Raw genomic sequence first — 24,674 nt, 5'->3', positions numbered from 1 at the left:
TTTCTATTTTGTATCTTTAGGACACATTCTACTTGCACTAACTGTATCGCCCCAGTTTAAGTCTTTTAATATTTTGTAATTCTGGGATTTGGCTTTACTGTAGGGGATTGTCTTAAGCTGTCCTTGCGGCGTACAAACTTCAAAACTCCCATGACCTGAACGATGCTGTGGCGGTTTCGTGACTCGACTTTCTTGTTGCAATTCAGGATGTCGGCTTAGGATAAGATAGCTGAATTTTTCGTCTTCATATCCCAACTCAGCACCCTTAATTCGGCGATGTTCGGCCGAACGATTAAGACGTACTGTGAAATGGCACCAATCATTGCCTTGAATAGGACAATCAAAGCTATGGGGGCACGGAGCAAGAAGCCGGGCGCCTTGGGTAATTAGATAATGACGAGCTATTCTGATCTGTGAAAAAGCATCAGGGGTTCCCGGGGTAATAATCAGCAAATAATCCTTTGTTGCTTTCCACAGACTATCAAGGATAGAGGTCATCTCATTTTGAGGAAGCTCATTTAGAACATAGGATAGGATGACAAGATCAGCAGATGGAAGTACTGATGATGAATTCAATTTTTGGCGAATCCATTGTCCATGGGGAACAAAGTCTTGACCAATTTTCCACATATAAGGATCATCTTCTATCAAGGTGGTTTGAATATCCGGAAATCTTTCTAACAGGGCAAGGCTTGCTGTTCCGGGACCCGCGCCCACATCTAAGCTTGTTTTTGGCGTATAGTCTAATGGGAGTTCACTCAAGCACCTTTTAATTGTTGCCTGTGTTGCAGGCATACGAGCCGTGACATATGCTTGTGCTTCATCTTCTGATCGCAACCCCTTTTTATCAAGGGTATGACGATACCGATGGCTGAGGTTATCATAGGCTTTTGACTGGATTTTTCGAGATGTCAACGAATGCATTCCTATTGTCATGCAAAAGACACCTTCATTTTTATAGAGAAGGTGCCTAAATTGGTTAAACCGACATATTGCGGGTACCAGCCGGTAGACGTAGAACTAAACCATCCAATTCATCACTCATGATGATTTGGCATCCCAGACGGGATGTGTGGGTTAGACCAAAAGCAAGATCCAACATATCTTCTTCATCTTCGGTGGCTTCGGACAAGACATCAAACCACTCTGGGTCAACAATGACGTGACAGGTTGAGCAAGCCAAAGATCCTTCACACGCACCTTCTAGGTCAATATCATTGCGATGAGCAATCTCTAAAATAGATAGACCAACAGGTGCATCAACTTCTTTTTTATTTCCGGCTTGGTCAATAAACGTAACTTTTGGCATTTTTTTCTCTCTTAAATTTTGTCCACATGACTCCCGGATAATGCACGTTTAATATTTCGGTTAACCCGACGATCGGCAAAATCTTGAGTCGCTGCTTCAAGGGCTTGTAGTTGAGTTTTTATAACATTTTTATCATCACAATTCAAAGACTTCTGTAAATCATTCATCCGTGTATCCATGACCTGTCGCTCGTCATTTGTCAGTAAATCCCCATCTTGAGCCAAAGCTGATGTAACAAGGCTCATGGTTTGCTCGGCTTCTAACCGTGTTTCGATCAGTAATCGCTGTTCAATATCATTGGCACCATGATCAAAATTATCCTTTAGAATAGAGAATAAATCATCTTCATTTAAACCATAGGACGGACGAATATCAATACGCTGTGACACGCCCGTTGTCATTTCTTTTGCACTGACGGTCAATAGACCGTCAACATCTAACATAAAGGTAATACGAACCCGAGCAATCCCTGCACTCATGGGCGGAATCCCTGTTAACGTAAATGTTGCAAGGGACCGGCAGTCTTTGACAAACTCACGCTCTCCTTGCATAACATGGACAACCATGCCGTCTTGACCATCCTCATAGGTAGTAAATTCTTGGGCGATAGCAGCTGGAATTGGGGAGTTGCGATGGATAATTTTTTCAACTAACCCCCCCATGGTTTCAATACCAAGAGATAGCGGCGTTACATCCAATAGTACAGTGTCAGAGCCATGGGTTAACGCCTTAGCTTGGAGTGCTGCCCCTAAAGCAACCACTTCATCCGGATTTAAATTGACGAGGGGGGCTTGATCAAAAAACTGGCCAACAGCTTGTCGAACAGCCGGCATCCGTGTTGAGCCACCCACAAGAACAATCCCAGATAGATCTGTAGTCGCAAGTTTGGCATCTTCTAGGGCTTGACGACAAATCATAAGCGTCCGATCAAGGAGTGGGGCACACAAAGCAGCTAAATCTTGTTGTGTCAGTCCACTCGGATGAATAGGATGATCCGATAAATATTCTTTGATCACACGCGCGTCTTGTACGGATACATTAAGTTCTGTTGCAATCAATTGATCCACATCATCACCACCCAATAGTGTGTCACCAGCCGTGGCTATGACCTGAAAAACACCTTTGCTGAAACGGATAATGGACAAATCAAAGGTTCCACCACCTAAATCATAAACAGCGTAAATTCCTTCAATATTTTGATCGAGACCATACGCAAGAGCAGCTGCTGTTGGTTCATTAATTAACCGTAAAACTTTGAGTCCAGCAATTTTTGCTGCTTCAATGGTCTCTTGGCGTGCTGCTTCATCAAAATAGGCGGGTACTGTAATCACAGCGTCATTAACAGATGTTCCCAAGGTTTCTTCTGCCTGCGCTTTTAAATAGGCTAAGATATGAGATGAAACCTGAATAGGGGAATGACCACTTTCGGGGCGATTAGCTGTTCCTATAAATCGTTTGATAGAATGAATTGCCTTAGGGTCAGATAATGCTGCTTTTCCTACTTGAGGAATTCCTTGATTGTAACTGACAACAGACGGAATCAGACGGTTTTGTTTTGATGGAGTTAAAACACGTACGCCTTCATCATCAGCCAAAGCGATAACAGAATGAGTTGTCCCTAAATCAATTCCAATAGCAGTTTTTTGGGATTGTTGAGGTTCTTGTGATTTTTTAGGGTCTAGGAGTTGAACGAACATGAGTTTTCCTTAGCGGATGATAAGATATTTCTTCTAATATTTTGGTCAAATAGACAAGTTCGAGATAAAGATAAACCAAAGAATCTGATGTGTCCATGGATTGATGAACAAACACTAGCCTCTTTTGTAATGCTTGTTCTAATAAATCTAAATCTTCAATTTTTTGAACATCATCTAACTCTTCACGCCACGCCATAACTTGCATGAGTAACGTTGAGTGTTGAATTGTTTGTCCGCCTTGTCCCGGGATATCTATTCCTTTTGCTTTGAGCAGCTCTTCTGCGCGGTGAAGCGGATTCTTTAGGCGTTGATAAGCTTCGTTTACCTTGATAGCGTGATCAGCGGCAGCGCGTCGTTCAGCATCTGTTTTACCAATAAAACGATCTGGATGAACCAAAGCTTGGATCGCTCGATACTTTTGATCTAAGATGATAAGATCGATATTGAACATTGCTTCGAGATCAAAAATATCAAAAGAATTAGACATAGAAAGTTTCCTTATTAGAACTCACCCCTCCCTTTGAAGGAGAGGCGTTTTTTTGCTAGACATGAAAAGACTTTCCACAGCCACAACGGCCTTTTTCATTCGGGTTGTTAAAGACAAATCCAGAATGCAAAGTTTCTTCGATGTAATCCATTTCTGTACCCAGGATGAACATAATAGCTTTGGGATCAATCATCAAGGTAATGTCATCAATGGTCACAACTTCATCAAAAGGAGAGGCTTGATCAGCAAATTCCATGGTATAGGACATGCCCGAACATCCTTTAGTTTTGATTCCAATGCGAATCCCAACAGCAGGTGTTTCACGCTGACTCATCAAATCGCGAACACGCTGCTTGGCTGATTCTGTCATGGTCAATGGTGTTGGGCGCATCGGTTCAATCCTCTAATTAAGCTGCATCAACAGTGGTTGAATTTTTACTTTTATAATCAGCAACAGCTGCTTTGATGGCATCTTCCGCCAAAATTGAGCAATGAATTTTAACAGGAGGCAATGCCAAATGTTTAGCGATTTCTGTATTCTTAATGGCTTGAGCATCCTCAATGGATTTTCCTTTAACCCATTCTGTGATCAGAGAGGATGAAGCAATTGCTGACCCACAGCCAAAAGTCTTGAATTTTGCATCTTCAATAATACCTTCGGCAGATACTTTAATCTGTAGTTTCATAACGTCGCCACATGCCGGTGCACCAACAAGACCTGTTCCAACAGATTGGTCATCTTTGTCCATCGATCCAACGTTGCGTGGGTTTTCATAATGATCGAGAACTTCTTTTGTGTATGCCATTTTGGCCTCCTTACTTTAATTATATTAGTACGATTTTAGTATTGTCCAAGCATCTTCTGCCATACTGATCATCAATGGGCTGCCCATTGAATCTTCGTAATATCAATCCCTTCTTGTGCCATTTCCCATAGAGGGCTCATGGCACGAAGTTTTTCAACGGATGTAATAATCGCCTCGAGAGCGAGGTCAATTTCTTGTTCTGTTGTAAACCGTCCAATGCCAAAACGAATGGACGTATGGGCGAGTTCTTCTCCGACACCAATTGAACGCAAGACATAAGATGGTTCAAGGGATGCCGAGGTACAGGCAGATCCTGATGATACGGATAGTTTTTTAATCCCCATAATCATACTTTCGCCTTCAACGTGGGCAAAGCTTAAATTCAAATTACCGGGAACTCGTTTGTCTTTATGACCATTTAAAAAGACTTCAGGTAAGCGTGCCGTCAATGTTGAATAAAATTTGTCAGCTAACTTTTTAATACGATCGTGTTCTTGTGTCATTTCTGCTTCTGCAATGGCGCACGCTTCACCTAACCCAACACATAATGCAGGGGATAATGTCCCTGACCGCATACCTCGTTCTTGCCCGCCACCATTAATCAACGCTTGGAGTCGAACCCGAGGACGACGACGAACATACAATGCCCCAATGCCCTTAGGACCATAAATCTTGTGACCTGAAATGCTTAAGAGGTCAATGTTCATAGCTTCAACATCAATATTAATTTTTCCAATGGCTTGTGCTGCGTCGGTATGGAATAATACACCTTTTTCACGGCAAATCTTACCAATCTCAGCTATCGGTTGAATGACACCAATTTCATTGTTAACAGCCATAACCGAGACGATTAACGTTGTATCTTTAATCGCTGACTTCAGGTCATCCAAATTAATGAGACCATCTGTCCCAACAGGTAAGTATGTTATCTCAAAACCATCTTGTTCTAAGTGACGACAGGTGTCCAAAACACATTTATGTTCTGTGACCACAGTAATAATATGGTTTTTCTTATCCTTGTGGAACTGAGCTGTTCCCTTTAGAGCCAAGTTATTAGATTCGGTTGCCCCACTCGTAAAGACGATTTCGCGTGGATCGGCTTTAATAATAGAGGCCACTTGAGCGCGTGCCTTTTCAACAGCAGCTTCGGCTAACCAACCATGTGGATGACTCCGAGAATGAGGATTGCCAAAGACCTCACAAAAATAGGGGATCATCTTTTCAAAAACACGAGGATCACACGGTGTAGTTGCTTGATAATCAAGATAGATTTGACCTTCCAATGACGGTGATTGTTGAGCAGTTGGATTACATGAAGTTGTCATGAAGCGATCCTTTCTTTAGTGCGAGAATATAAAATTTGCCAAGCGGCAATGAATGCGTCGATATCAGCCTTAGTTGTTGTTAGACCTAAACTAACACGAAGAGATTGATCTAAACAGGGGGATGTCATCCCCATGGCTTGTAATACATGAGACGTTTTAACCTTGCCCGATGAGCAGGCTGATCCGGCAGAAACGCTGATACCTGATAAATCAAAGTGCATAACCTGCGTATTACTGGTCAGGTCAGGCGTTGCAAAGCACAGAGTGTTAGCTAGACGAGGCGCATCCTTTGAGAAAACGGTTAAATTCGGGCAAGCTGCGGTTAATTGATCTTGAAGAGAGTCGCGCAATGCCTCAATAGCCTGCCAATCTCGATTCGGACAATCAGCAATTGCTGTTCCTAAACTGACAATCCCGGTAATGTTTTCTGTACCTGACCTAAAGTAACGTTCCTGTCCCCCGCCCCGGATCAGTGGGAATAATGAAATTTTTTCATTGATAATCAAGGCCCCGGCACCCTGTAGCCCGCCAATTTTATGAGCAGACAGAGAAATAAAATCAAAATCTGACCAAGTTAAATTTAGTTTGCCGACACCCTGAACCGCATCCGTGTGGATCTTTGCGCCATACTGACGGCATAGTTTCACGATTTGATCTAAAGGTTGAATGACTCCCGTTTCATTATTGGCGGCCATAATGCTAACTAAAACAGGTGCTGTTACTTGTTGTAATAGATTCTCTAAATGGTTTAGATTAATAGTCCCTTGATCATCAACTGAACAGATTAAAGCGGATTTATTGGCTTCAAGGACTGAATCATGTTCAATAGCACTTGTAATGATTGCACCTTGAAAGCCTTTCAAGACCATGTTGTTCGATTCTGTTGCACCACTCGTGAAGACAACCTGAGACGCTTTGGTGCCAAAGAAATCTGCAAGAGATTGCCGTGCCTTTTCTATATAGGTACGAACGGTCCTGCCGTGGGCATGAATGGACGAGGCATTGCCCAAAACACCCATAACATCAATGACAGCGGTTTTCGCTTTGGTGATTAGGGGGGTTGTTGCATTGTGGTCTAAATAGATACGTGTCATTAGGCAGCCCTCTCAAATAATTGGGATGTTAATCCTTTGACGCGCCGCGCACAAATATCATCCAGCGTTATTTTTTTCAGAAATTCGGCGACAACAGTGGTCAATTCTCCCCACAAATCATGAGTCATACACTTTGTGCCAGAAACCTGACAGCCACTATGGTCGCTACTGCATCGAGTGGCTTTTAATGGGGTGTCAACTGCTGCAATTATATTATAAATATGGATATCGGCTCGAGGTTGACTGAGTTTGTACCCACCCGTTGCTCCGCGACAACTTATGACAAGGCCTGCTTTTTTGAGTTTGTTGAAAAGTTGTTCCAAATAGGCCAAAGGCAAGTCCTGACGCACGGAAATAGCGCTCAAAGACACGGGTTCTGCCTCACCGTAATGTGCGATATCGACCATGGCCATCACTGCATATCTTGCTTTTGAGCTTAATTTCACACAAATTCTCCAAAATCTTCATAGCTCTTCTAAAAAAGCCATGCTACACTTAATCACAGACAGAGTGTTTCTGCTTGAAAAAACTAAGGTTTATATGGATAGAAATAACTATTCTGACTAAAATGGTCAAGTATAGATTTTGTTTTTTTGAGCCTATTTTCTTAATTGAAAGGGGAAACCCATGGCAGAAGTCATTTTTAATGGCCCAGCCGGCCGCCTAGAAGGCCGCTATCATCAAAGCACCCGCGAGGATGCTCCTATTGCTTTGATTCTTCATCCTAATCCACAATTCGGCGGCACCATGAACAATAAAGTTGTTTATGCGCTTTATCGTACTTTTGTTGATCTGGGTTTTTCCACATTACGCATGAACTTCCGTGGCGTTGGCCGATCTGAAGGTTCTTTTGATAGTGGTGAAGGTGAATTGAATGATGCGGCAACTGCTCTTGATTGGTTGCAAACCATTAATCCAACAGCCTCCAAGTGTTTTATCGGAGGCTTTTCTTTTGGTGCATGGATTGCTATGCAATTGCTGATGCGTCGCCCAGAATTGGATGGATTTATTTCTGTGGCTCCGCCTGCTGATCGTTATGACTTTAGCTTTTTGGCTCCGTGCCCTGTACCAGGACTTATCCTTCAGGGAGCTAAAGACGATATCGTTCCTTTTGGGTATGTGGCTAAAATGGCGGATAAGTTACAACAGCAACGCGGTATTCGCATCGATTATACGCAAATCTCTGATGCTGATCATTTTTTCACGGGCAAATTACCGGAACTTTGTCGATCTGTTGAAGGATATGTCAAACAAAGGTTGGCTGTACGATCCGTTGCGTAATACCAATCTATGGTTGGTATTGCTCAATAAAAAACTTGCGTCAAGGCCATGTCTTATGACATTCTGTTGTCATCTTAGTATGCCGCTGTGGCTCAGAGGTAGAGCACACCCTTGGTAAGGGTGGGGTCGAGAGTTCGATTCTCTCCAGCGGCACCATTCCTTAAGTAATAGTTATTGGCAAATTATAAATCAGTTCTTATATTAGGATAGCACAATAATTGATTATTTACAGGACAAGGAATCAAAATGAAACGTAAATCATTACTGAAAAAAATCCTTTTCTCAACATTGGCGAGTATTAGTTTTATTAAAGCTGCTGATGATGAAAAAAATATTACAGGTTATCCGGGGCAATATGAGCTTAGTTTAGCTATTCCTCCATCAGACTTGAAATTTGCAATAGAATCACGTTTTCCAAGCTTGCTTGGCGGTTATAGAGATAGTGCCGTGATGCCGCTCGCACTGATGAGAACTTTCTCGAAAGTTCAGACCTCTGACCCCGTTTGTATTATCCAACCGGATGCTGCTCCGCTTTTTAGCTGGATGCAACGACAAATCCAAACCATGGCGCCTGAATTTCCACAGCTTCAATACCTTGTAGCAGAGCTTGCTGATAACATAAAATCCGGTCGTTTTGATGTGGTGACACTTTATACATACGGTTTTAGAGTATTAGCTGCAATTTCCGGTGAACCAACGCAGGATGCACTTGCTGTTTTTTCAAGCTTTGGTGGCGATGAGATTGATCGTAACGCGCGTACAAATTGGCAATCTCCTTTTTCTCTTTTGGCCATTACTGAACAAGATGAGTTAGCAAGCGTCTCAGTCCCAACAAATCTATCACAAAGATTAAGAAACTTAGTTGATGACACAACAGCTAAAGTCGGAAGGGTTTCTGTACCATCTTATCCTGTTTTTGGGCGTGGGAAGATGGGCCTTGTGACGTTGATCGAAGCCTTTATCAATCGTGTCTATCCAATGCCGGTGACAAGCAAGAATTTAACAGCGCATGGGATTGGAATGACGCCATTTTTGTTTGGTTTACATGATTACCTTCATGCTTATGGTGATCAGGCTAGCAAAGATGCGGCTTTTGATTCAGCAGCTTATACTCGATTAGAAAAACTAGCCGACGGTAAAATTGATGTCGATGACTTGGTTTTACCTGTTGTTACTTATATGACAGCAAAGTCAAATTTAATTGAGGATAGCCTGTCGCAACTCGTTGATCTGTATTTTACAGCATATTTACCAACCTATACTATGGCACACCTTAAAAAGGCTATGGTTGGTTTCTTTGTGACAATGCACGAAGACCTTAATATCTCTCCTCAGATCTTTGATCTGGCCAATTTTGATGATATTTTAAAACTCATTTTAGGTGAGGCTGTCAATGAGCAAAATGATATATTAAAGACTGATCCAATTACCGGAAAAACGTCTTTATCTGCGGAACAAGTTTTGGATGCAATCTTAGCAGCTGGCTTACCTGCAAAAGAACAAAGATATTATTATACCCCTGAACTTCGCTTTAAAAGAGCTGATTTAACTGGAAAAACTTATCGCATTGATATTACTGAAAGTCCAATGATGACAACTGTAAAGGTTAAAGTTGCTGGTGGAGTAGAATATACTTGGCAGATCGAGACTTTAAAGTATGAACTTGCAGATGCTTTGGATGATGTTGCTTTGCTAAATATTGCTGGTATTAAAATCACTCCGCCAACTGAAGAAACATTGTCTGCAGAAAATGGGCGCGATGCTGCTCTTGCTTATTTGCAAAAAGTTTCTGATGGAATGAATATCTGCCGTTCATTCTTTAAGGAAAGTGCATCAGATCTTTTGATGTATACTCCTCTTGGAAAAACAAAATCCTTATGGCAAACATTTTGGGATAAATCTAAGAAACTTGAGAAGAAACTCGCAGACGATGTCTCGAAAATAAACTAAAATTTCTCCCCGCTTCGGCGGGGTTTTTACTTATTGTTCCTAAGTTCTTACAACGATCTGTTGTGTTTTGATCTGGTTTTGCTTTGAAGGGATAAGCGTTGATTGTCTTGAAAATTTGAACTGGATATTAGTTCATTCTAGTCTAAACCCTAAGTTTTTGATATCGTAATTGGTGTATACAACCACTCAAACAAACATTACATGAATCTAAAAGAATGTGCATGAAAGATAGTTATGAATTCCATAAAAAACATTAAACTGTTACCTATTTTTTGCGTAGGGTCATTTTTAGCAGGATGTTCTACAATAGAAGTTGTCAAATATTACGATGAATTTACTAAAAAAGACGTGTGTCAACTCGATTTATATAAAATACAGCACGAAGCTAATATTACAAAATTTAGAACAACATTTTTGGACTTAGTAAAAGTTGACAATGATTGGGTGCTGGCAAAAATATCAAGTATAATCCATCCGCGCTACCCATTTTATCCGGAAAATCCAGAAATTAATCTCATGATATTGGATTATGAAGGTAAATTAGAATCTTTGAAGACAGAGGGGTTTGAAACTGAAAAGCATTATAAAAATCTGGGAGCAAGCAGCCATTGGGTATCGTCTTTTAGGTTCAAAATAAAAAAGAATCACTTAGGTAAAATTAGTTCATCAAAACAAACTGAATTGAATGTTAAAATCGATGATAGTCCTCTCAATATAAATTTTGATGATAAAGACAAACGAGCACTAAAAACTTTTCTAGAAAAATGTTACTAAATAGGGTGAAAAAATGAATTTAAGATTGATTTCTGGTATGCTATCTCTAGCTTTGTTGCTTCCTGCATGTACGGAAATAAAAAATATTGAGTACGAGCATAGTGATCGACTTAATCAAAACTTGTGTCGAATAAATCATATTCCAATGGAAGGTGTTGAGAATTTACATAGCCACAATAGCATTGGGATTATGAAATATAACAATGGCACTATTTGGATGTGGATACGGTTTTTTGAAAAAGAGCGGGTTAAAAAATATATAAAAGTAAATCCGCAAGTTATATTTAAGTTATTTAAGAATAATATGGAACAGGGCGAATTAACGTTTACAAAAACATTTGATCATTCCGCATTGATTGCCTTCTTTAAAATCCACAAGAAGGACTCAAAAGTTGATTTTACAAATAATTACAATCCACCATTTCCGACAGAAGATATTTGGCCTGCACTTAAGCATGAAGCCTCTTTCCTTTATATTGGCGGACTTAAAGCAGTTTCGTTCGCAATATCTGAGGAAGATCTCAACAAGATTATGACTTCAGAAGGTGTTAAGGTTTTGGTACAAACAGAAGGAAAACCTCTGATGGGGGAAATACCTAAAGATGCAATCCCATTAGTTAAAGAATTTAAGAATATCTGTTGGTCAAACAACCCACAAGCAATTTTATCAACAAAAAAATAAAATTCTCAGAAACTTAACATTTCTTCCCCGCTTCGGCGGGGTTTTTTACATTTACACTCCAATCCTTGAGTCTTGGATCAATATCTGGGATAATCAGGGTACAGATACCTTAAAACAAATAAAGATCTAATGGCGCGTCGACCTTCATCCAGACCTACTCGAATCCTTCCTCCTGAAATTGCTCAGATGCTTAAGCATCGACTGATCCAATTTGCAGGTATTTTAATTATTGCGTTTGGTTTCAGTGTGTTTGTGAGTATCTTAACGTATTATGCTCTTGATGCTTCTTGGAATACGGCTGCATCAAATAATGTCCTTCATAATATGGCGGGACCTTTTGGTGCTATCATTTCTGATTTATTATTGCAAAGTTTTGGTCTGGGGAGTTTTCTGTTTGTCCTTGCGTTTATTGTCTGGGGTGGAATCATTATCGCTGAAGGTGAACTTCGTCGCCCTTATTTAAAGTTATTGTTGTTGATGATTTCAATGGTTTTATGTTCCACGGCTTTAACTGCGGCACCAAAAGTTACGTGGTTTTTTGATTTACCTCATTTGGGTGGTGTTTTAGGTGTTTTTGCCATCAACTTGATCACAAAATTGATGACGACAAAAAGTATTAGCATCATTCAAATTATGAGTGCCGCTCTTTGTGGGGTTTTTTATGCTGCTGCTTTGGGATTGAGTTTATATCAATGGAGTATTATTGTCGGTTATGTTCGTCAAAAGGGAGCTGGTGTTCATCATGTTTCAAGGGTAGGTTTAGCAGGTATGGTTCACCGGTTTTTCTCAAGATCATCTAAAGATGATGTTGCCCCTGAGGAACCAGCTTTAGAGCATCCTGTTTTGCGGGCTAATATTGATGATAGAGTTCAAACGTCGGCAGATTCAACGGCAACAATCCCAATCAAAACATCAATCTATAATGAGACTGATTATTCGGATGAAGCCATCGAGACCTATGAAGAATCGTTGGTTCAGGAAAAACCGGTTCTCAAACCGAAAGCCAAGCCAATTATGCCATCTTCCCATTTGGATGACTATCAACTTCCAACGATTGATTTGCTGGACGTTCAAGTTAAGAAATCCGGAAAAACCATATCTGATGATCAGTTACAAGCCTATGCAGCTCAGTTGGAACAGGTCTTAGCTGAATTCGGGGTCAAAGGTGAAATCGTTGGTGTATGTCCGGGCCCCGTGGTGACATTGTACGAACTTAAACCGGCTGCAGGAATTAAGACATCGCGTGTTATTAGCTTAGCTGATGACATTGCACGTTCGATGAGTGCTCACTCTGCCCGTATTGCTGTTATTCCTGGTCGAAACGTTATTGGTATTGAAATGCCAAATCCTGTACGTGAAACCGTTTATATGCGTGATCTTTTGTTGGCTGACGATTATCAAAAACACTCGGCCAGTTTAGCTATGATTCTAGGTAAAGATATTGGGGGTAACCCAATTATTGCGGATTTGGCGCGGATGCCCCATTTACTTGTCGCCGGGACAACGGGGTCGGGTAAGTCTGTATCGGTCAATACGATGATTCTGTCTCTGCTTTATCGTTTAACGCCAGAGCAATGTAAGTTTATTATGATTGACCCGAAAATGTTGGAATTTTCGATTTATGATGGGATTCCTCATTTATTGACGCCTGTCGTGACGGATCCTAAAAAAGCTGTTGTTGCCCTAAAATGGGCGGTGCGTGAAATGGAAAGCCGTTATCGGGCTATGTCTAAGTTGGGTGTGAGAAACATTGATGGGTATAATGCTCGCATCAAAGAAGCCCGTCAAAGTGGTGAAATTCTGATGCGTCGTGTTCAGACAGGATTTGACCCTGATACGGGGAAACCAATTTTTGAAAATCAATCATTGGACGTTAATCCACTCCCTTATATCGTTGTTGTTGTCGATGAAATGGCCGACTTAATGTTGGTTGCCGGTAAGGAAATCGAAGCTGCCGTTCAGCGATTAGCTCAGATGGCGCGTGCTGCGGGGATTCACTTGATCATGGCAACACAACGCCCGTCAGTGGACGTCATTACAGGGACGATCAAAGCAAACTTTCCAACGCGAATCAGCTTTATGGTGACCAGCAAAATTGACAGCCGCACAATTTTGGGCGAGCAGGGGGCTGAACAATTGTTGGGGCAAGGTGATATGCTGTACATGGCTGGTGGTGGTCGTTTGTTGCGTGTGCATGGCCCTTTTGTCAAAGACACGGAAGTGGAGCGGATTGTTCAATTCCTTAAGGCACAAGGTGAACCATCCTATATTGACAGCGTTACCGAAGATGATGAAGACTTTACCGCACCAAGCGAAGGCGGTGAAGGTGGTGATGCTATGTATCAGCAAGCGATTGAGGTTGTGCGCCGTGAAGGTAAGGCTTCAACCAGCTTTCTGCAACGGCATTTGCAGATTGGCTATAACCGAGCTGCCCGCATTGTTGATCAGATGGAAAAAGAAGGCATTATTAGTTCAGCTAATCATGTTGGCAAACGAGAGGTTATTGGGTAGGGAGAATACTATCAATGTTGAAATTAATATTTACTTCTTTTATTTTAGTTTCTTTTAGCTTTGCTAAAGTTGACCCTGCATTGGTCAAAAAAGTTCAGGACTATTTGAATGGACTCAAAACCTATCAGGCGACGATCGATCAAACAAATACTAATAACACCGTTCAAAAAGGTCGTTTTTACATGCATCGAGATGGTAAAAAAACGTTCGGTAAAATGCGGATTGAATACGATAAACCTGTCAAAGATTTAATGGTTGTCGATGGGCGTGATTTTTATTTCTATGACGGCCAAGCCAAAGAAACCAACTCCTATGACGTTGATTCAACGCCTGCAGCATTTCTGTTGCGTCGTAAGATTAACTTAAACGGTGATCTCAAAATTGTTGATAAAGTCGAAGATGGTAATGAACTTGGTTTGAAAATCATTCGAGCAGGCGATGAATCTGGCGCGGCGTTAATCCTGAAATTTTCTACAAACCCCATATTCAAACTCAATGGCTGGGCGGTGATTGATGGTCAAGGGCTCATGACACGGGTGCACCTAAGTGATGTTAGAATTGGTATGGATTTAGATTCGAATCTCTTCAAATATAAAGAGCCCAAATAATATGGAAATCATCGGTTATTTATCCCTTGTTGGTGTTGGGGTAAGCCTTGGATTATTAGGGGTGGGCGGTGCTATTCTTGTCATCCCCATCATGATGTATTTGTTTAAAGTTCCTGTCGTTTTGTCAACCAGCTATTCCTTGGTTGTTGTCAGCACAACAGCTGCAACGGCTGCTTTTCGTCAACGACATCGTATTGACTTTAAAAGGGCTCTTGCTTTTATTATTCCCTCGTTGGTTGGTGTTTCCTTATCTCGAGGTATAATTTTACCCAATCTCCCATCGACGATTGGTGGTATGACTTTAGAGCATGCTATCATTTTGTTATTAGTTGCTTTGATGTTTACAGCCAGCATTATCATGCTTTCGGAAGTTAAATATATCCCAGATTCTGAAGATGATAAACTTCACCTGAAAGTTGCTGTTCTTGCTTTTATTTTGGGCGTTTTTCTTGGGATTTTGGGTGCAGGTGGCGGTTTTTTGATTATTCCTGTTCTTGTTGTCCTTCTTGGATTTCCCATGAAAGAAGCGGTACCGACGTCTTTGTTTATCACCGCTTTAAATTCGACGACCGGATTCCTTATAGACCATCAGGATTTTACCCAAGATCATTGGGCCTCGGCAGCAAAATTTGTAGTTTCTGCGCTTATTGGGATGACTATTGGCATTGAACTCAATCGCAAATTCCATCCGGATTACTTAAGGAAGGCTTTTGCGTGGCTCGTTCTAATTCTTGCGTCATTTATGACGTGGCGTGAATTTTTTTAAATTCCAAAATCTCGACTTATTTAATTTCAATTAGTATATTAGGTGTTAAGTATACACAACATAGGGTCAACAACCATGTCAGAAAAATTACAGGCTCCGCGGGGGACTCAGGATTTAATTGGGGATGAATATCGAGCGCATGCCTATATCACAGCAGTGGTGAATCAAATAGCAGAAACTTATGGTTATGAGCCGATTGCCACACCGATTTTTGAATCAACAGCTGTTTTTAAGCGAACAATTGGGGAAACTTCCGACATTGTTGGTAAGGAAATGTATACTTTCCAAGACCGCGGCGGTGATGAGTTCACGTTGCGTCCAGAAGGAACAGCGGGTACCATTCGGGCTGTCATTTCAAATGGTTTAACGCAGAATATGCCTTTGAAATTGATCTATGCTGGCCCGATGTTTCGCTATGAACGTCCGCAATTAGGACGTCGTCGTCAATTTCACCAAATTGGTGTTGAATGTCTTGGAGTATCTCATCCGTATGTGGATGTGGAAACGATCGCCATGGGGCATCAAATTTTAAATGCCTTAGGGCTTGGTGATCGCGTTACCTTGGAAATTAATACTATTGGTGATACGCAGTCGCGTCAGGCTTACCGCCAAGCGTTGATTGATTATTTCTCACCACTGAAAGACCAACTTTCACAAGATAGCCAAGATCGTCTATTTCGAAATCCTCTTAGAATACTCGATTCTAAAGATGAAGGGGATCGTGATCTTATACAAGAGGCACCGCAGTTTGAGGATTATTTGAATGAAGAATCAAAGACATTTTTTGCATCCGTATGCGCAGGTCTTGATTCCCTTAACATCCCTTACAGCATTAATCGTCGTTTGGTTCGTGGATTAGATTACTATAACCACACAGCTTTTGAGTTTGTCACCACAGATTTGGGTGCTCAAGGAACTGTTCTCGCTGGTGGTCGATATGATGGTCTCATGAGTCAAATGGGTGGACCGGAGACCGCCGGTGTTGGCTGGGCTTTAGGGATTGAACGTCTTGCTTTGATGATTGCGATGCCTGAACAAACAAGCCGGCCTGTTGCTGTTATTCCTGTGGGTGATAATGCTTTTGCAACCTGCTTTGATGTAACGATGGCGTTGCGTCAACAGGGCATACCTTCTGATATTGCTTATAGTGGTAATGTGGGGAAACGGATGAAACGTGCCAATAAAATTAACGCTGAATTTGCGGTTATGATTGGTGAGGATGAGCTTAGCCAACAAACAGCAGTCATTAAGACTCTCGATTCTGGTGAGCAAAAAAATGTCGCAATATCGGAACTAATCAGTTACTTTAAAAGCTAATTTCAAAGGAATATTATAAATGTCTCTTGCTGCTAAATTAGATAAAGTATTAATACGCTATCATGAACTTAGGGATACTCTTGCTTCATCTGATGTTTCTGATGCTAAAGAATTTGGTCGTTTGTCCAAAGAATTCTCGGATATGACCCCTGTTGTCGAAGCGATCGAAGCCGTGAAACGTGTCGAAACAGAACTCAAAGACCTTGAGATTATGGTGGCGGATAAAGACATGGACGCTGAAATGCGTGAGATGGCAAAAATGGAACTGGACGACTTAAAGTCCAAACTTCCAGATATGGAACATCAAATCAAAGTGTTGTTACTTCCTAAAGATGAAGATGACGAAAGAAACGCAATTCTTGAAGTCCGTGCGGGTACAGGGGGTGAAGAAGCTGGCTTGTTTGCGGCTAATTTATTCCGGATGTACCAACGTTTTGCTGCTAATCAAGGCTGGAAATTTGAAGTTTTAAGTTTAAGTGAAACTGGTCTCGGGGCTATTAAAGAAGCCAGTGCGTCGATTGCAGGCAAGGGAGTGTTCTCGCGTCTTAAGTTTGAATCAGGTGTTCACCGTGTTCAGCGTGTCCCTGAAACAGAAGCCAGTGGGCGAATCCATACATCTGCTGCAACAGTGGCTGTCTTACCCGAAGCAGAAGATGTGGACATTCAGATTGATGAAAAAGACCTTCAGATTGATGTTTATCGCGCGTCAGGTGCTGGTGGTCAGCACGTTAACACAACAGACAGTGCGGTTCGTATCACCCACGTCCCATCAGGAATCGTTGTTACGCAGCAGGATGAACGATCCCAACATAAGAACCGTGCTAAGGCTATGAAAGTTTTGCGTTCACGTCTATATGAAGAAGAGCGTCGTCGTAAGGAAATGGAGCGTTCAGCTCATCGGCGCAGTCAAGTTGGTTCAGGTGATCGATCTGAACGGATTCGAACCTATAATTTCCCACAAGGCCGTGTGACAGATCATCGAGTTAATTTGACCTTATACAAGATTGACTTAATCATGGAAGGTGAATGCTTGGATGAAATCATCGATGTCTTAACCGCGGAAGACCAAGCAAGTAAGCTTGCTGAGGCAGCAGAAGAATAAAAATATGGCCTATTAGGCCATATTTTAAAGGCGACATAAAACTGATTTAAGATTCGGCATGCGCTGAATTTGCCGTACAGCAAATCCCATCATCGCTAGATCCGGACGACTTGCAGATCGTACTTGTGTTAGGGCTTGTTTGCTGAGTCGAACTTGAGATCCTTGGTTTTGAGCCCATTCATCATAGTTGTCGATATATCCGGCATTAATGATTTGCTGGGTGATCGCCATGATGGTTTGTCCAATGTCATCTAAAAGACCGAGCTGTGCACTTTCTTGCCAGTCGGATTCAGCATCAAAAGCCATCGCTGTATCTTGAAGCCAGTCTAAACCAAATAATGATCGCGCTTCGAAATAAACTTTTGCAACATCATCGAGACTATATTGTTGTGGATAGAGGCTAACAACATCGAGAATCGAGCTGAGGAATTTGATGAGACTTATTTTCTCGGCAACAGGTGCAGGTATATTTTTGTCCAAAAGCTGAATGATATCTTGAGCGAGATTTTGCTGATCTTCACCGGCGATCAATGTTGGTAATTTTCCAATTAAACCATTAACGCATGCAGTGTTATCAAATTCTGAACTTAGAATGCGCATAACTGCAATCTTAAGGGTAAAGGCAATATCTGCATAGGCTTTGATTTGAAGATTCGGAAGTAGTGCATCATCTAAAGAATCAATCTCACGCCACCAATGTTCCAGTCCTAAGGATCGAACCGCTAAGAAGAAGGCGTGGACAACTTCCGATGCAGATGAATTCGTTGCCTGAATCATTTCATACACAAAATTAGGGCCGACTCGATTAATGAGTGTATTAGCAAGCACTGTTGCAATAATTTCACGACGAAGGGGGTGGGTTAAAATATCATCCTTGAATTTTTTTTGCATTAATTCAGGAAAATACCCAATCAAATTACTTAAATAAAAATCTTGATCGGATAAATTTGATTCTATAATTTTATTGTACAATGAAATCTTGGAATAGGCTAAGAGAACAGCGAGTTCTGGTCGTGTCATTCCCTGACCTTTGCTGCGACGTCGATCGAAAATTTCATCGTCAGGTAAATATTCAAGAGCTCGATTAAGATGAATTTCATTTTCAAGGGTTTTGATCAAATTTTGATATTGGTTTAGTCCGTCTTTTCCACTCGCATACATGACAGATAAAATTTGTGTTTGCTGATAGTTATCTTGTAACACAAGATCGGCGACCGTATCTGTCATTTCCACAAGAATCTTATTGCGGGATTCGCGTGTTAGTGGTTTTTTCATAGAAGAAAACAAGATTTTGATGTTAACTTCGTGGTCAGAACAATCAACCCCAGCTGAATTATCAATAGCATCCGTATTGATTCGCCCACCTTTAATGGCATAATCAACACGCCCAAGTTGCGTCATGCCAAGGTTCGCCCCTTCTCCGACAACTTTGGCTTTGATTTGACCGCCGTCAATTCGGATGTTTACATTCGTTATATCCCCAACATCTGAGTTTGATTCATACTTGCTTTTGACATAAGTTCCAATCCCGCCAAACCATAAAAGATCAACCTCGGCTTGTAAGATTGCACGCATCAAATCATCAGGTGTAATTGTTTTTTGGTTTAATCCTAATGATTTTTGAATTTCATCAGAAAGTTTAATGCTTTTTTCCGAGCGAGAAAAAACACCGCCTCCGGCAGAAATCAAATTTTTATTATAATCATCCCAAGATGAGCGAGGTAAATCAAAAAGCCGTTTGCGTTCAGCATACGCGATCGCCGGATCAGGATTTGGGTCTAAAAATATATGTCGGTGATCAAATGCCGCAATCAACCTGATTTGTTGAGAGCGAAGCATTCCATTCCCGAAAACATCACCGGACATATCGCCAACACCAGCGACGGTGAACGGTTGCGTTTGAACATTGATGCCCATTTCGCGGAAGTGACGCTTAACGGATTCCCAAGCTCCACGAGACGTTATCGCCATTTTTTTATGGTCATAGCCTGCTGATCCACCTGAGGCAAAAGCATCATCCAACCAAAAACCATATTCTAATGAAATGGCATTCGCAATATCTGAGAATGAGGCCGTCCCTTTATCAGCTGCAACAACAAGATAGGGATCATTCTCATCATATCGTACAACTTGTTTCGGGGGAATAATCTGCCCTTGGACTAGATTATCTGTTATATCGAGCATGCCGCGAATCATTGTTTGGTAACAGCGGATGACCTCGTTCATTAATTCACTCCGATCGGTGAACTCATTTTGCCGTTTCACAATAAATCCGCCTTTTGATCCTAAGGGAACAATGACAGAGTTCTTAACCATCTGTGCTTTCATTAGACCTAAAACTTCGGTCCGATAGTCTTCAAAACGATCAGACCATCGCAACCCACCCCGGGCAACTTTACCACCCCGGAGATGAATCGCTTCCATGGTTGATGAATAAACGAATATTTCAAACATGGGACGGGGTTGGGGCAAATCCATGAGTTGGCTTGAATCAAATTTAAAAGAAATATAATCTTTGTTTTGTTGATCAGGGGTTAGTTGATAATAGTTTGTTCTGACGGTAGATTGAATTGTATTCAGAATCCGTCTCAGGATTTTATCATGGTCAAGTCGGGATATATTTTGTAAGTTGTCCAAAAATCTTGTTTCCAAATCATGGAGTGCAACTTTTGAATCACTGTCAGGATTAAATTTCTTTTCAAAAATTTCAACAAGATCGCGGCAAAATGACGGGTAGGCTGATAAAGTTTGTTCAATATAATTTTGAGAATAGGGGAGTCGCGCTTGGAGTAGATATTTTGTGTAGGCTCGAATCATATTGATTTGTCGGATAGTTAACCCGGCTTTTAGAATAAGTTGGTTAAATCCATCATTATCAATAAGCCCAGCCCACACCGTCTGAAAGGCTGTTCGTAAATAGACTTCATTCGTGTGCCAATCCGTTTCCTCATCAATGTCGACGGCAAAATCATGGATATGGTACAGTTGATCATTTTTATGGATGGTATATGTTGTTTCAGATTGAACACGAAGGCCAAAATTATTCAAGAGTGGCAGTAGCGTTGATAAAGAGAGAGCCTCCCCGTTATGGTATATTTTAAGCCTTAGTTTGTTTTCACGATTTGTGTAGATGTTAATATCAATCGCATTATCGGCGTTGAGTGCATTGAGGTAATTAATATCCTCAAAGGTTTCACGGGCAATAAAATTTTGTTGATAGCTGAGCGGAAAACTATGGCGATAGAGAGCAAGGAACTCAGACGTATTTTCAATTGTTGTGTGGGTGTCGAGGTACCGCTCAAGTTGTTCAAACCATCCTAAAGATTCGTCAGCAAGTATTTGTTGTAATTTTTTGGCTGATGGAAATTTTGAGACGATCTTGTCAAATTCAACAACATAAATGACGCGTGCAAATGGTAAGTCACCAATCTGAGCAACACTTGATCCGACTTTACCATTAAAATATGAGGCAATAAGGGTCCCCAGTTTTTCTTTGAGAGTGTAACTATAGCGTTCTCTGGTCATGAAAACCATAACTGTCATATATCGCCCGTAAATATCGGGACGGGTAAAGACGGACAAACCAGCATGATCGCGAAGTTCCATAACATTATCACAGATCTGAAACAGTTGTTCTGCTGTATGATAAAACATTTCGTCACGGGGAATGCTGTCAATAATGGATAAGAGTGATTTTCCATCATACCACTTGGGATTTAGTTTAAAGAGATCGAAAACTGTTTGAACTTTTTTTCGAAGGTATGGAATTTCAAAAGCATGAACAGAAAAAATTTCTTTCGTAAAGACGCCGATGATCTGATACATCCCACAGACTTTTCCTGTTTCATCACAATCAAGAATTTCCATTGTGTCCATGCGTGATGGACGGTGAATTGGTGAGCGTTTATTTGACTTTGTGACCGTAATTAATCCGGTGTCATTTTTTTGCTTAATTAATTCTTTGTGATTAATGGCACGACTTAACGATGGGGTCATATCATCGGATTCAGCATAATTATCTATTTTAAATAATCCTAGGCGTTCGAATTCATCTTCATCCAAACAGAACATCTTTGTTGACTGGTCCTCTTTGAGGCGAAAATATCGGCTGCCAAGGGGGATAAAATAACGTTCAGATAACCATGACAGAAATTCTTTGGCTTCAATTGCTTCTTCGACAGTTGAGTGAGATATTGCAGCATAGGGCAATCGGTCTCGGATAAGATTGAGACAGTCAAGTATTGGATTGATATCGTCGACTGTTTGGCAGATGATAGCCAAAAGGTCATTAAGGCCATTTTTCAACTGTGTGATCTGATCCTTTGAATAGCGATTTCGAGCTTGAACAAAGATAAGAGATTCAAACACACCCGAATCGTCTGGAGTTTTCTGCGGGTCGATAATATTCTGTAATGTTCCCTTGTTGTCTCGGTTTACCTTTATAACAGGGTGAACAAGAAGTTGAGGCTTAAGATTCCATGTACGGAAAAAAGCGAGCAAACTTTCGATCAAATAGGGACGATCTATATTCAGGAGGGTGATAAAAATACGGTCTGTGCGATGGAGTGATATTTTCTCGATATGGATATTGATTTTAGGTGCTTTTCTATCAAACTGCGCACTTGTTTTCCAGGCAAGTTCAATATATCGTTCTAGATCCTGTTGAGAAAGCTTTTCCAAATAGGATGAGGGAAAACGTTCCATGAATTTTTCAATAAACAAAGCCGGGACTGGGTTTTTAGATTGATTAAAGTGTTGGACTAATAGTTGGGTTTTCTCAAGGCGGAATTCGTTAAACATTGTATTGGTCCTTAAGGTTGCAAGCATGGATTTTTTTCCCTGACTAATTTACCAACAGTCTAGCAGGAAAAATTTAACAAATGAATAAGGAAATATGTTTTTTAGATGGAGCGGGCGAAGGGATTCGAACCCTCGACACCAACCTTGGCAAGGTTGTACTCTACCCCTGAGCTACGCCCGCTTATATGGGAGAGTTCTTATGAACAATGTGATACCTTTATTGCTTATTTTTGCGATATTTGCAACATATTTTTTGCAGAGAAAGCGAAAAATATAAAATACTTGTAAGTTTAGTAAAAATCTTGCAAAAAAGTATGTAGTCATCCCATTTGACGTTCCGACTGTGCCACCTCGTCGCTCATATATACGCTTTGCTCTTTTTCCTTGTCGGAAACTTAATTGGAACGACTATACTCACGCACAAGGGGGCATTATGGTTGCAAAGATCAAAACAGTTTCATTTGAAGGAATTCAAGTTCTTCCCGTTGACGTACAAGTCCAATTTACCCATGGTCTTCCCGGTATTACAATCGTTGGTTTGCCAGATAAAACTGTTGCCGAATCAAAAGAAAGAATCCGCTCAAGTTTCCAGTCTATGGGGTTAGATCTTCCTGCTAAGCGAGTTGTTGTAAACCTTGCTCCTGCCGATATCCAAAAAGAAGGGTCGCATTATGATTTGCCAATTGCCTTAGGCATTATGGTGCAAATGGGTATTCTTGATGGTGTCGAAATGGAAGAGTATACCATTTTAGGGGAATTAGGTTTGGATGGTTCGATTGCTCGAGTCGCGGGCGCTTTACCAACAGCGATTTATGCTGCTGGCGAACATATGGGGGTAATTTGCCCTGAGGCCTGTGGTGCCGAAGCTGCTTGGGCTGGTGATGTAAAGATTATCGCTGCATCTACTGTTTTATCTTTGGTTAACCATTTTAAGGGGACCCAGGTTATCTCGCAACCTCAAGTTGCTGATTTGTCGACAGTTCCTGTACCCCATTTAAACCTAAGGGATGTCAAGGGGCAGCAATTAGCTAAGCGTGCGCTTGAGATTGCTGCTGCTGGCGGACATAACCTATTAATGTTGGGGCCTCCCGGATCAGGAAAATCAATGTTGGCAAGCCGATTGTCCGGAATTCTGCCACCGCTGACCCCACTTGAGGCCCTAGAGGTCACGATGATTCACAGTATTAGCGGAAACATGCCTGAAGAAGGCCTTATTCGTGAACGTCCGTACCGTGATCCTCATCATTCAGCCTCATTAGCAGCCTTAGTTGGCGGGGGTATTCGGTGTAAGCCCGGTGAAATTTCCCTTGCCCATAAAGGGGTTTTATTTCTGGATGAGTTACCAGAATTTAATCAGAGTGCTCTAGAGTCCTTACGCCAACCGTTAGAAACGGGTAAAGTGGTTGTGGCACGGGCTAATTCGCATGTAACTTATCCGTCACAAGTACAGTTGGTGGCTGCTATGAATCCCTGTCGCTGTGGCTATTTTGGTGACAAAGAACGAGAATGTACGCGTGCACCGCGATGTGCTGCTGATTATCAAGCTAAAATCTCAGGCCCCCTTATGGATCGTTTTGATATTATTATGGATGTTCCCGAAGTAAAGGCGGTAGATCTGATGAAAGATCCAGATGGTGAGGATTCAGCGATCATTGCAAGACGTGTTGAATTGGCTCGTGACTTTCAATATGCCCGGATTCGATCTATTGGTGGTGCTGAAAACCGTGCGAATGCGCATGTGGACAGTGAGACGCTTGAGAAAATTATTGATCTTAGCCAAGCCTCTGTTAATTTGTTGGCCAAAGTGATGGAAAAATTTAAGCTCAGTGGGCGTGGGTATCATCGAATTTTACGCGTTGCACGAACAATTGCTGATTTAGATCAAGCCCAAACAATAGAGGTTCAACATCTATCCGAAGCCGTTGGATACCGCAAAATTTCAGTGTTTGGTGAGGGGGCAACTAAAGTTGCATAAAAAAATACAAGAAAAGTGTTGCAATGGCTGTGAATTTTCTGTAATAAATAGAGATATCCTTTGTGGGTCTATAGCTCAGTTGGTAGAGCACCTGACTTTTAATCAGGGTGTCGAAGGTTCGAATCCTTCTGGACCCACCACTTCAAATATCTCAATTGACGATCTCCCTTAAGAAAAGTACCATAGTTCT

At 41.4% G+C, this 24,674-nt stretch carries 20 protein-coding genes and 3 tRNA genes; 12 read left to right on the top strand and 11 right to left on the bottom strand.

Annotation, left to right across the window (positions count from 1 at the left end):
* Positions 1–3: 3 nt before the first annotated feature.
* The 9 genes from KF820_04610 to KF820_04570 all read right to left on the bottom strand — a co-directional run bounded on the left by KF820_04610 (position 4) and on the right by KF820_04570 (position 7,164).
* A complete protein-coding gene (locus KF820_04610) occupies positions 4–936 on the bottom strand; it encodes a hypothetical protein (protein MBX3457621.1) in 933 nt (310 codons plus the stop codon).
* A 43-nt stretch (positions 937–979) separates the two neighbouring features.
* Complete coding sequence (locus tag KF820_04605) at positions 980–1,309, bottom strand: ferredoxin family 2Fe-2S iron-sulfur cluster binding protein (GenBank protein MBX3457620.1); 330 nt, start codon at positions 1,307–1,309, stop codon at positions 980–982.
* A gap of 11 nt (positions 1,310–1,320) precedes the next feature.
* A complete protein-coding gene (hscA, locus tag KF820_04600) occupies positions 1,321–3,006 on the bottom strand; it encodes a Fe-S protein assembly chaperone HscA (GenBank protein ID MBX3457619.1) in 1,686 nt (561 codons plus the stop codon).
* Complete coding sequence (gene hscB, locus KF820_04595) at positions 2,981–3,493, bottom strand: Fe-S protein assembly co-chaperone HscB (GenBank protein MBX3457618.1); 513 nt, start codon at positions 3,491–3,493, stop codon at positions 2,981–2,983. The genes hscA and hscB overlap by 26 nt, the downstream gene beginning before the upstream one ends.
* A gap of 55 nt (positions 3,494–3,548) precedes the next feature.
* Entirely contained in the window at positions 3,549–3,884 is a 336-nt protein-coding gene (locus tag KF820_04590; GenBank protein ID MBX3457617.1) for an iron-sulfur cluster assembly accessory protein, read from the bottom strand.
* Between the two features lie 16 nt (positions 3,885–3,900).
* Positions 3,901–4,299, bottom strand: a complete 399-nt coding sequence (iscU, locus tag KF820_04585; protein ID MBX3457616.1) for a Fe-S cluster assembly scaffold IscU — start codon at positions 4,297–4,299, stop codon at positions 3,901–3,903.
* A gap of 71 nt (positions 4,300–4,370) precedes the next feature.
* A complete protein-coding gene (locus tag KF820_04580) occupies positions 4,371–5,582 on the bottom strand; it encodes an IscS subfamily cysteine desulfurase (protein ID MBX3457615.1) in 1,212 nt (403 codons plus the stop codon).
* 38 nt (positions 5,583–5,620) lie between these two features.
* Entirely contained in the window at positions 5,621–6,718 is a 1,098-nt protein-coding gene (locus tag KF820_04575) for a cysteine desulfurase (GenBank protein MBX3457614.1), read from the bottom strand.
* Entirely contained in the window at positions 6,718–7,164 is a 447-nt protein-coding gene (locus KF820_04570) for an Rrf2 family transcriptional regulator (GenBank protein MBX3457613.1), read from the bottom strand. The genes KF820_04575 and KF820_04570 overlap by 1 nt, the downstream gene beginning before the upstream one ends.
* A gap of 181 nt (positions 7,165–7,345) precedes the next feature.
* Here KF820_04570 and KF820_04565 point away from each other — a divergent pair, with 181 nt between their 5' ends.
* From KF820_04565 to prfA, 10 genes are all read left to right on the top strand, one after another.
* Positions 7,346–7,999, top strand: a complete 654-nt coding sequence (locus KF820_04565; protein ID MBX3457612.1) for an alpha/beta hydrolase — start codon at positions 7,346–7,348, stop codon at positions 7,997–7,999.
* A gap of 81 nt (positions 8,000–8,080) precedes the next feature.
* Positions 8,081–8,155: transfer RNA gene (locus KF820_04560), tRNA-Thr, on the top strand.
* Between the two features lie 90 nt (positions 8,156–8,245).
* The gene (locus KF820_04555; GenBank protein MBX3457611.1) at positions 8,246–9,949 is read left to right on the top strand and encodes a hypothetical protein; all 1,704 of its coding nucleotides are present in this window, start codon (positions 8,246–8,248) and stop codon (positions 9,947–9,949) included.
* A gap of 234 nt (positions 9,950–10,183) precedes the next feature.
* On the top strand, positions 10,184–10,723 hold the full coding sequence (locus KF820_04550) for a hypothetical protein (protein ID MBX3457610.1): 540 nt from the start codon (positions 10,184–10,186) through the stop codon (positions 10,721–10,723).
* Between the two features lie 13 nt (positions 10,724–10,736).
* Positions 10,737–11,405 carry a hypothetical protein gene (locus KF820_04545; protein MBX3457609.1) on the top strand — a complete coding sequence of 223 codons (669 nt, stop codon included), beginning with the start codon at positions 10,737–10,739 and terminating at the stop codon, positions 11,403–11,405.
* A 129-nt stretch (positions 11,406–11,534) separates the two neighbouring features.
* Complete coding sequence (locus KF820_04540; GenBank protein ID MBX3457608.1) at positions 11,535–13,916, top strand: DNA translocase FtsK 4TM domain-containing protein; 2,382 nt, start codon at positions 11,535–11,537, stop codon at positions 13,914–13,916.
* Positions 13,917–13,930: 14 nt separating this feature from the next.
* A complete protein-coding gene (locus KF820_04535; protein ID MBX3457607.1) occupies positions 13,931–14,524 on the top strand; it encodes an outer membrane lipoprotein carrier protein LolA in 594 nt (197 codons plus the stop codon).
* A gap of 1 nt (position 14,525) precedes the next feature.
* Positions 14,526–15,290 (top strand): sulfite exporter TauE/SafE family protein, encoded by a 765-nt coding sequence (locus KF820_04530; GenBank protein MBX3457606.1) that lies wholly within the window; start codon positions 14,526–14,528, stop codon positions 15,288–15,290.
* A 75-nt stretch (positions 15,291–15,365) separates the two neighbouring features.
* Complete coding sequence (gene hisS, locus KF820_04525; protein ID MBX3457605.1) at positions 15,366–16,607, top strand: histidine--tRNA ligase; 1,242 nt, start codon at positions 15,366–15,368, stop codon at positions 16,605–16,607.
* A gap of 19 nt (positions 16,608–16,626) precedes the next feature.
* The gene (gene prfA, locus KF820_04520; protein ID MBX3457604.1) at positions 16,627–17,709 is read left to right on the top strand and encodes a peptide chain release factor 1; all 1,083 of its coding nucleotides are present in this window, start codon (positions 16,627–16,629) and stop codon (positions 17,707–17,709) included.
* Positions 17,710–17,733: 24 nt separating this feature from the next.
* Here the strand turns inward: prfA and KF820_04515 are convergent, their stop codons facing one another.
* The gene (locus KF820_04515; protein MBX3457603.1) at positions 17,734–22,509 is read right to left on the bottom strand and encodes an NAD-glutamate dehydrogenase; all 4,776 of its coding nucleotides are present in this window, start codon (positions 22,507–22,509) and stop codon (positions 17,734–17,736) included.
* 106 nt (positions 22,510–22,615) lie between these two features.
* A tRNA-Gly gene (locus KF820_04510) sits at positions 22,616–22,690 on the bottom strand.
* A gap of 252 nt (positions 22,691–22,942) precedes the next feature.
* Between KF820_04510 and KF820_04505 the strand changes: the two genes are divergently transcribed.
* On the top strand, positions 22,943–24,484 hold the full coding sequence (locus tag KF820_04505; GenBank protein MBX3457602.1) for a YifB family Mg chelatase-like AAA ATPase: 1,542 nt from the start codon (positions 22,943–22,945) through the stop codon (positions 24,482–24,484).
* A gap of 64 nt (positions 24,485–24,548) precedes the next feature.
* A tRNA-Lys gene (locus KF820_04500) sits at positions 24,549–24,624 on the top strand.
* Positions 24,625–24,674 lie beyond the last annotated feature (50 nt).

The organism is Candidatus Paracaedibacteraceae bacterium, from assembly GCA_019636055.1.
Taxonomy (GTDB): domain Bacteria; phylum Pseudomonadota; class Alphaproteobacteria; order Paracaedibacterales; family Paracaedibacteraceae; genus Paracaedibacter.
Note: the sequence above shows the minus strand (reverse complement) of the source record. Positions and strands in the feature narration are given on the sequence as shown.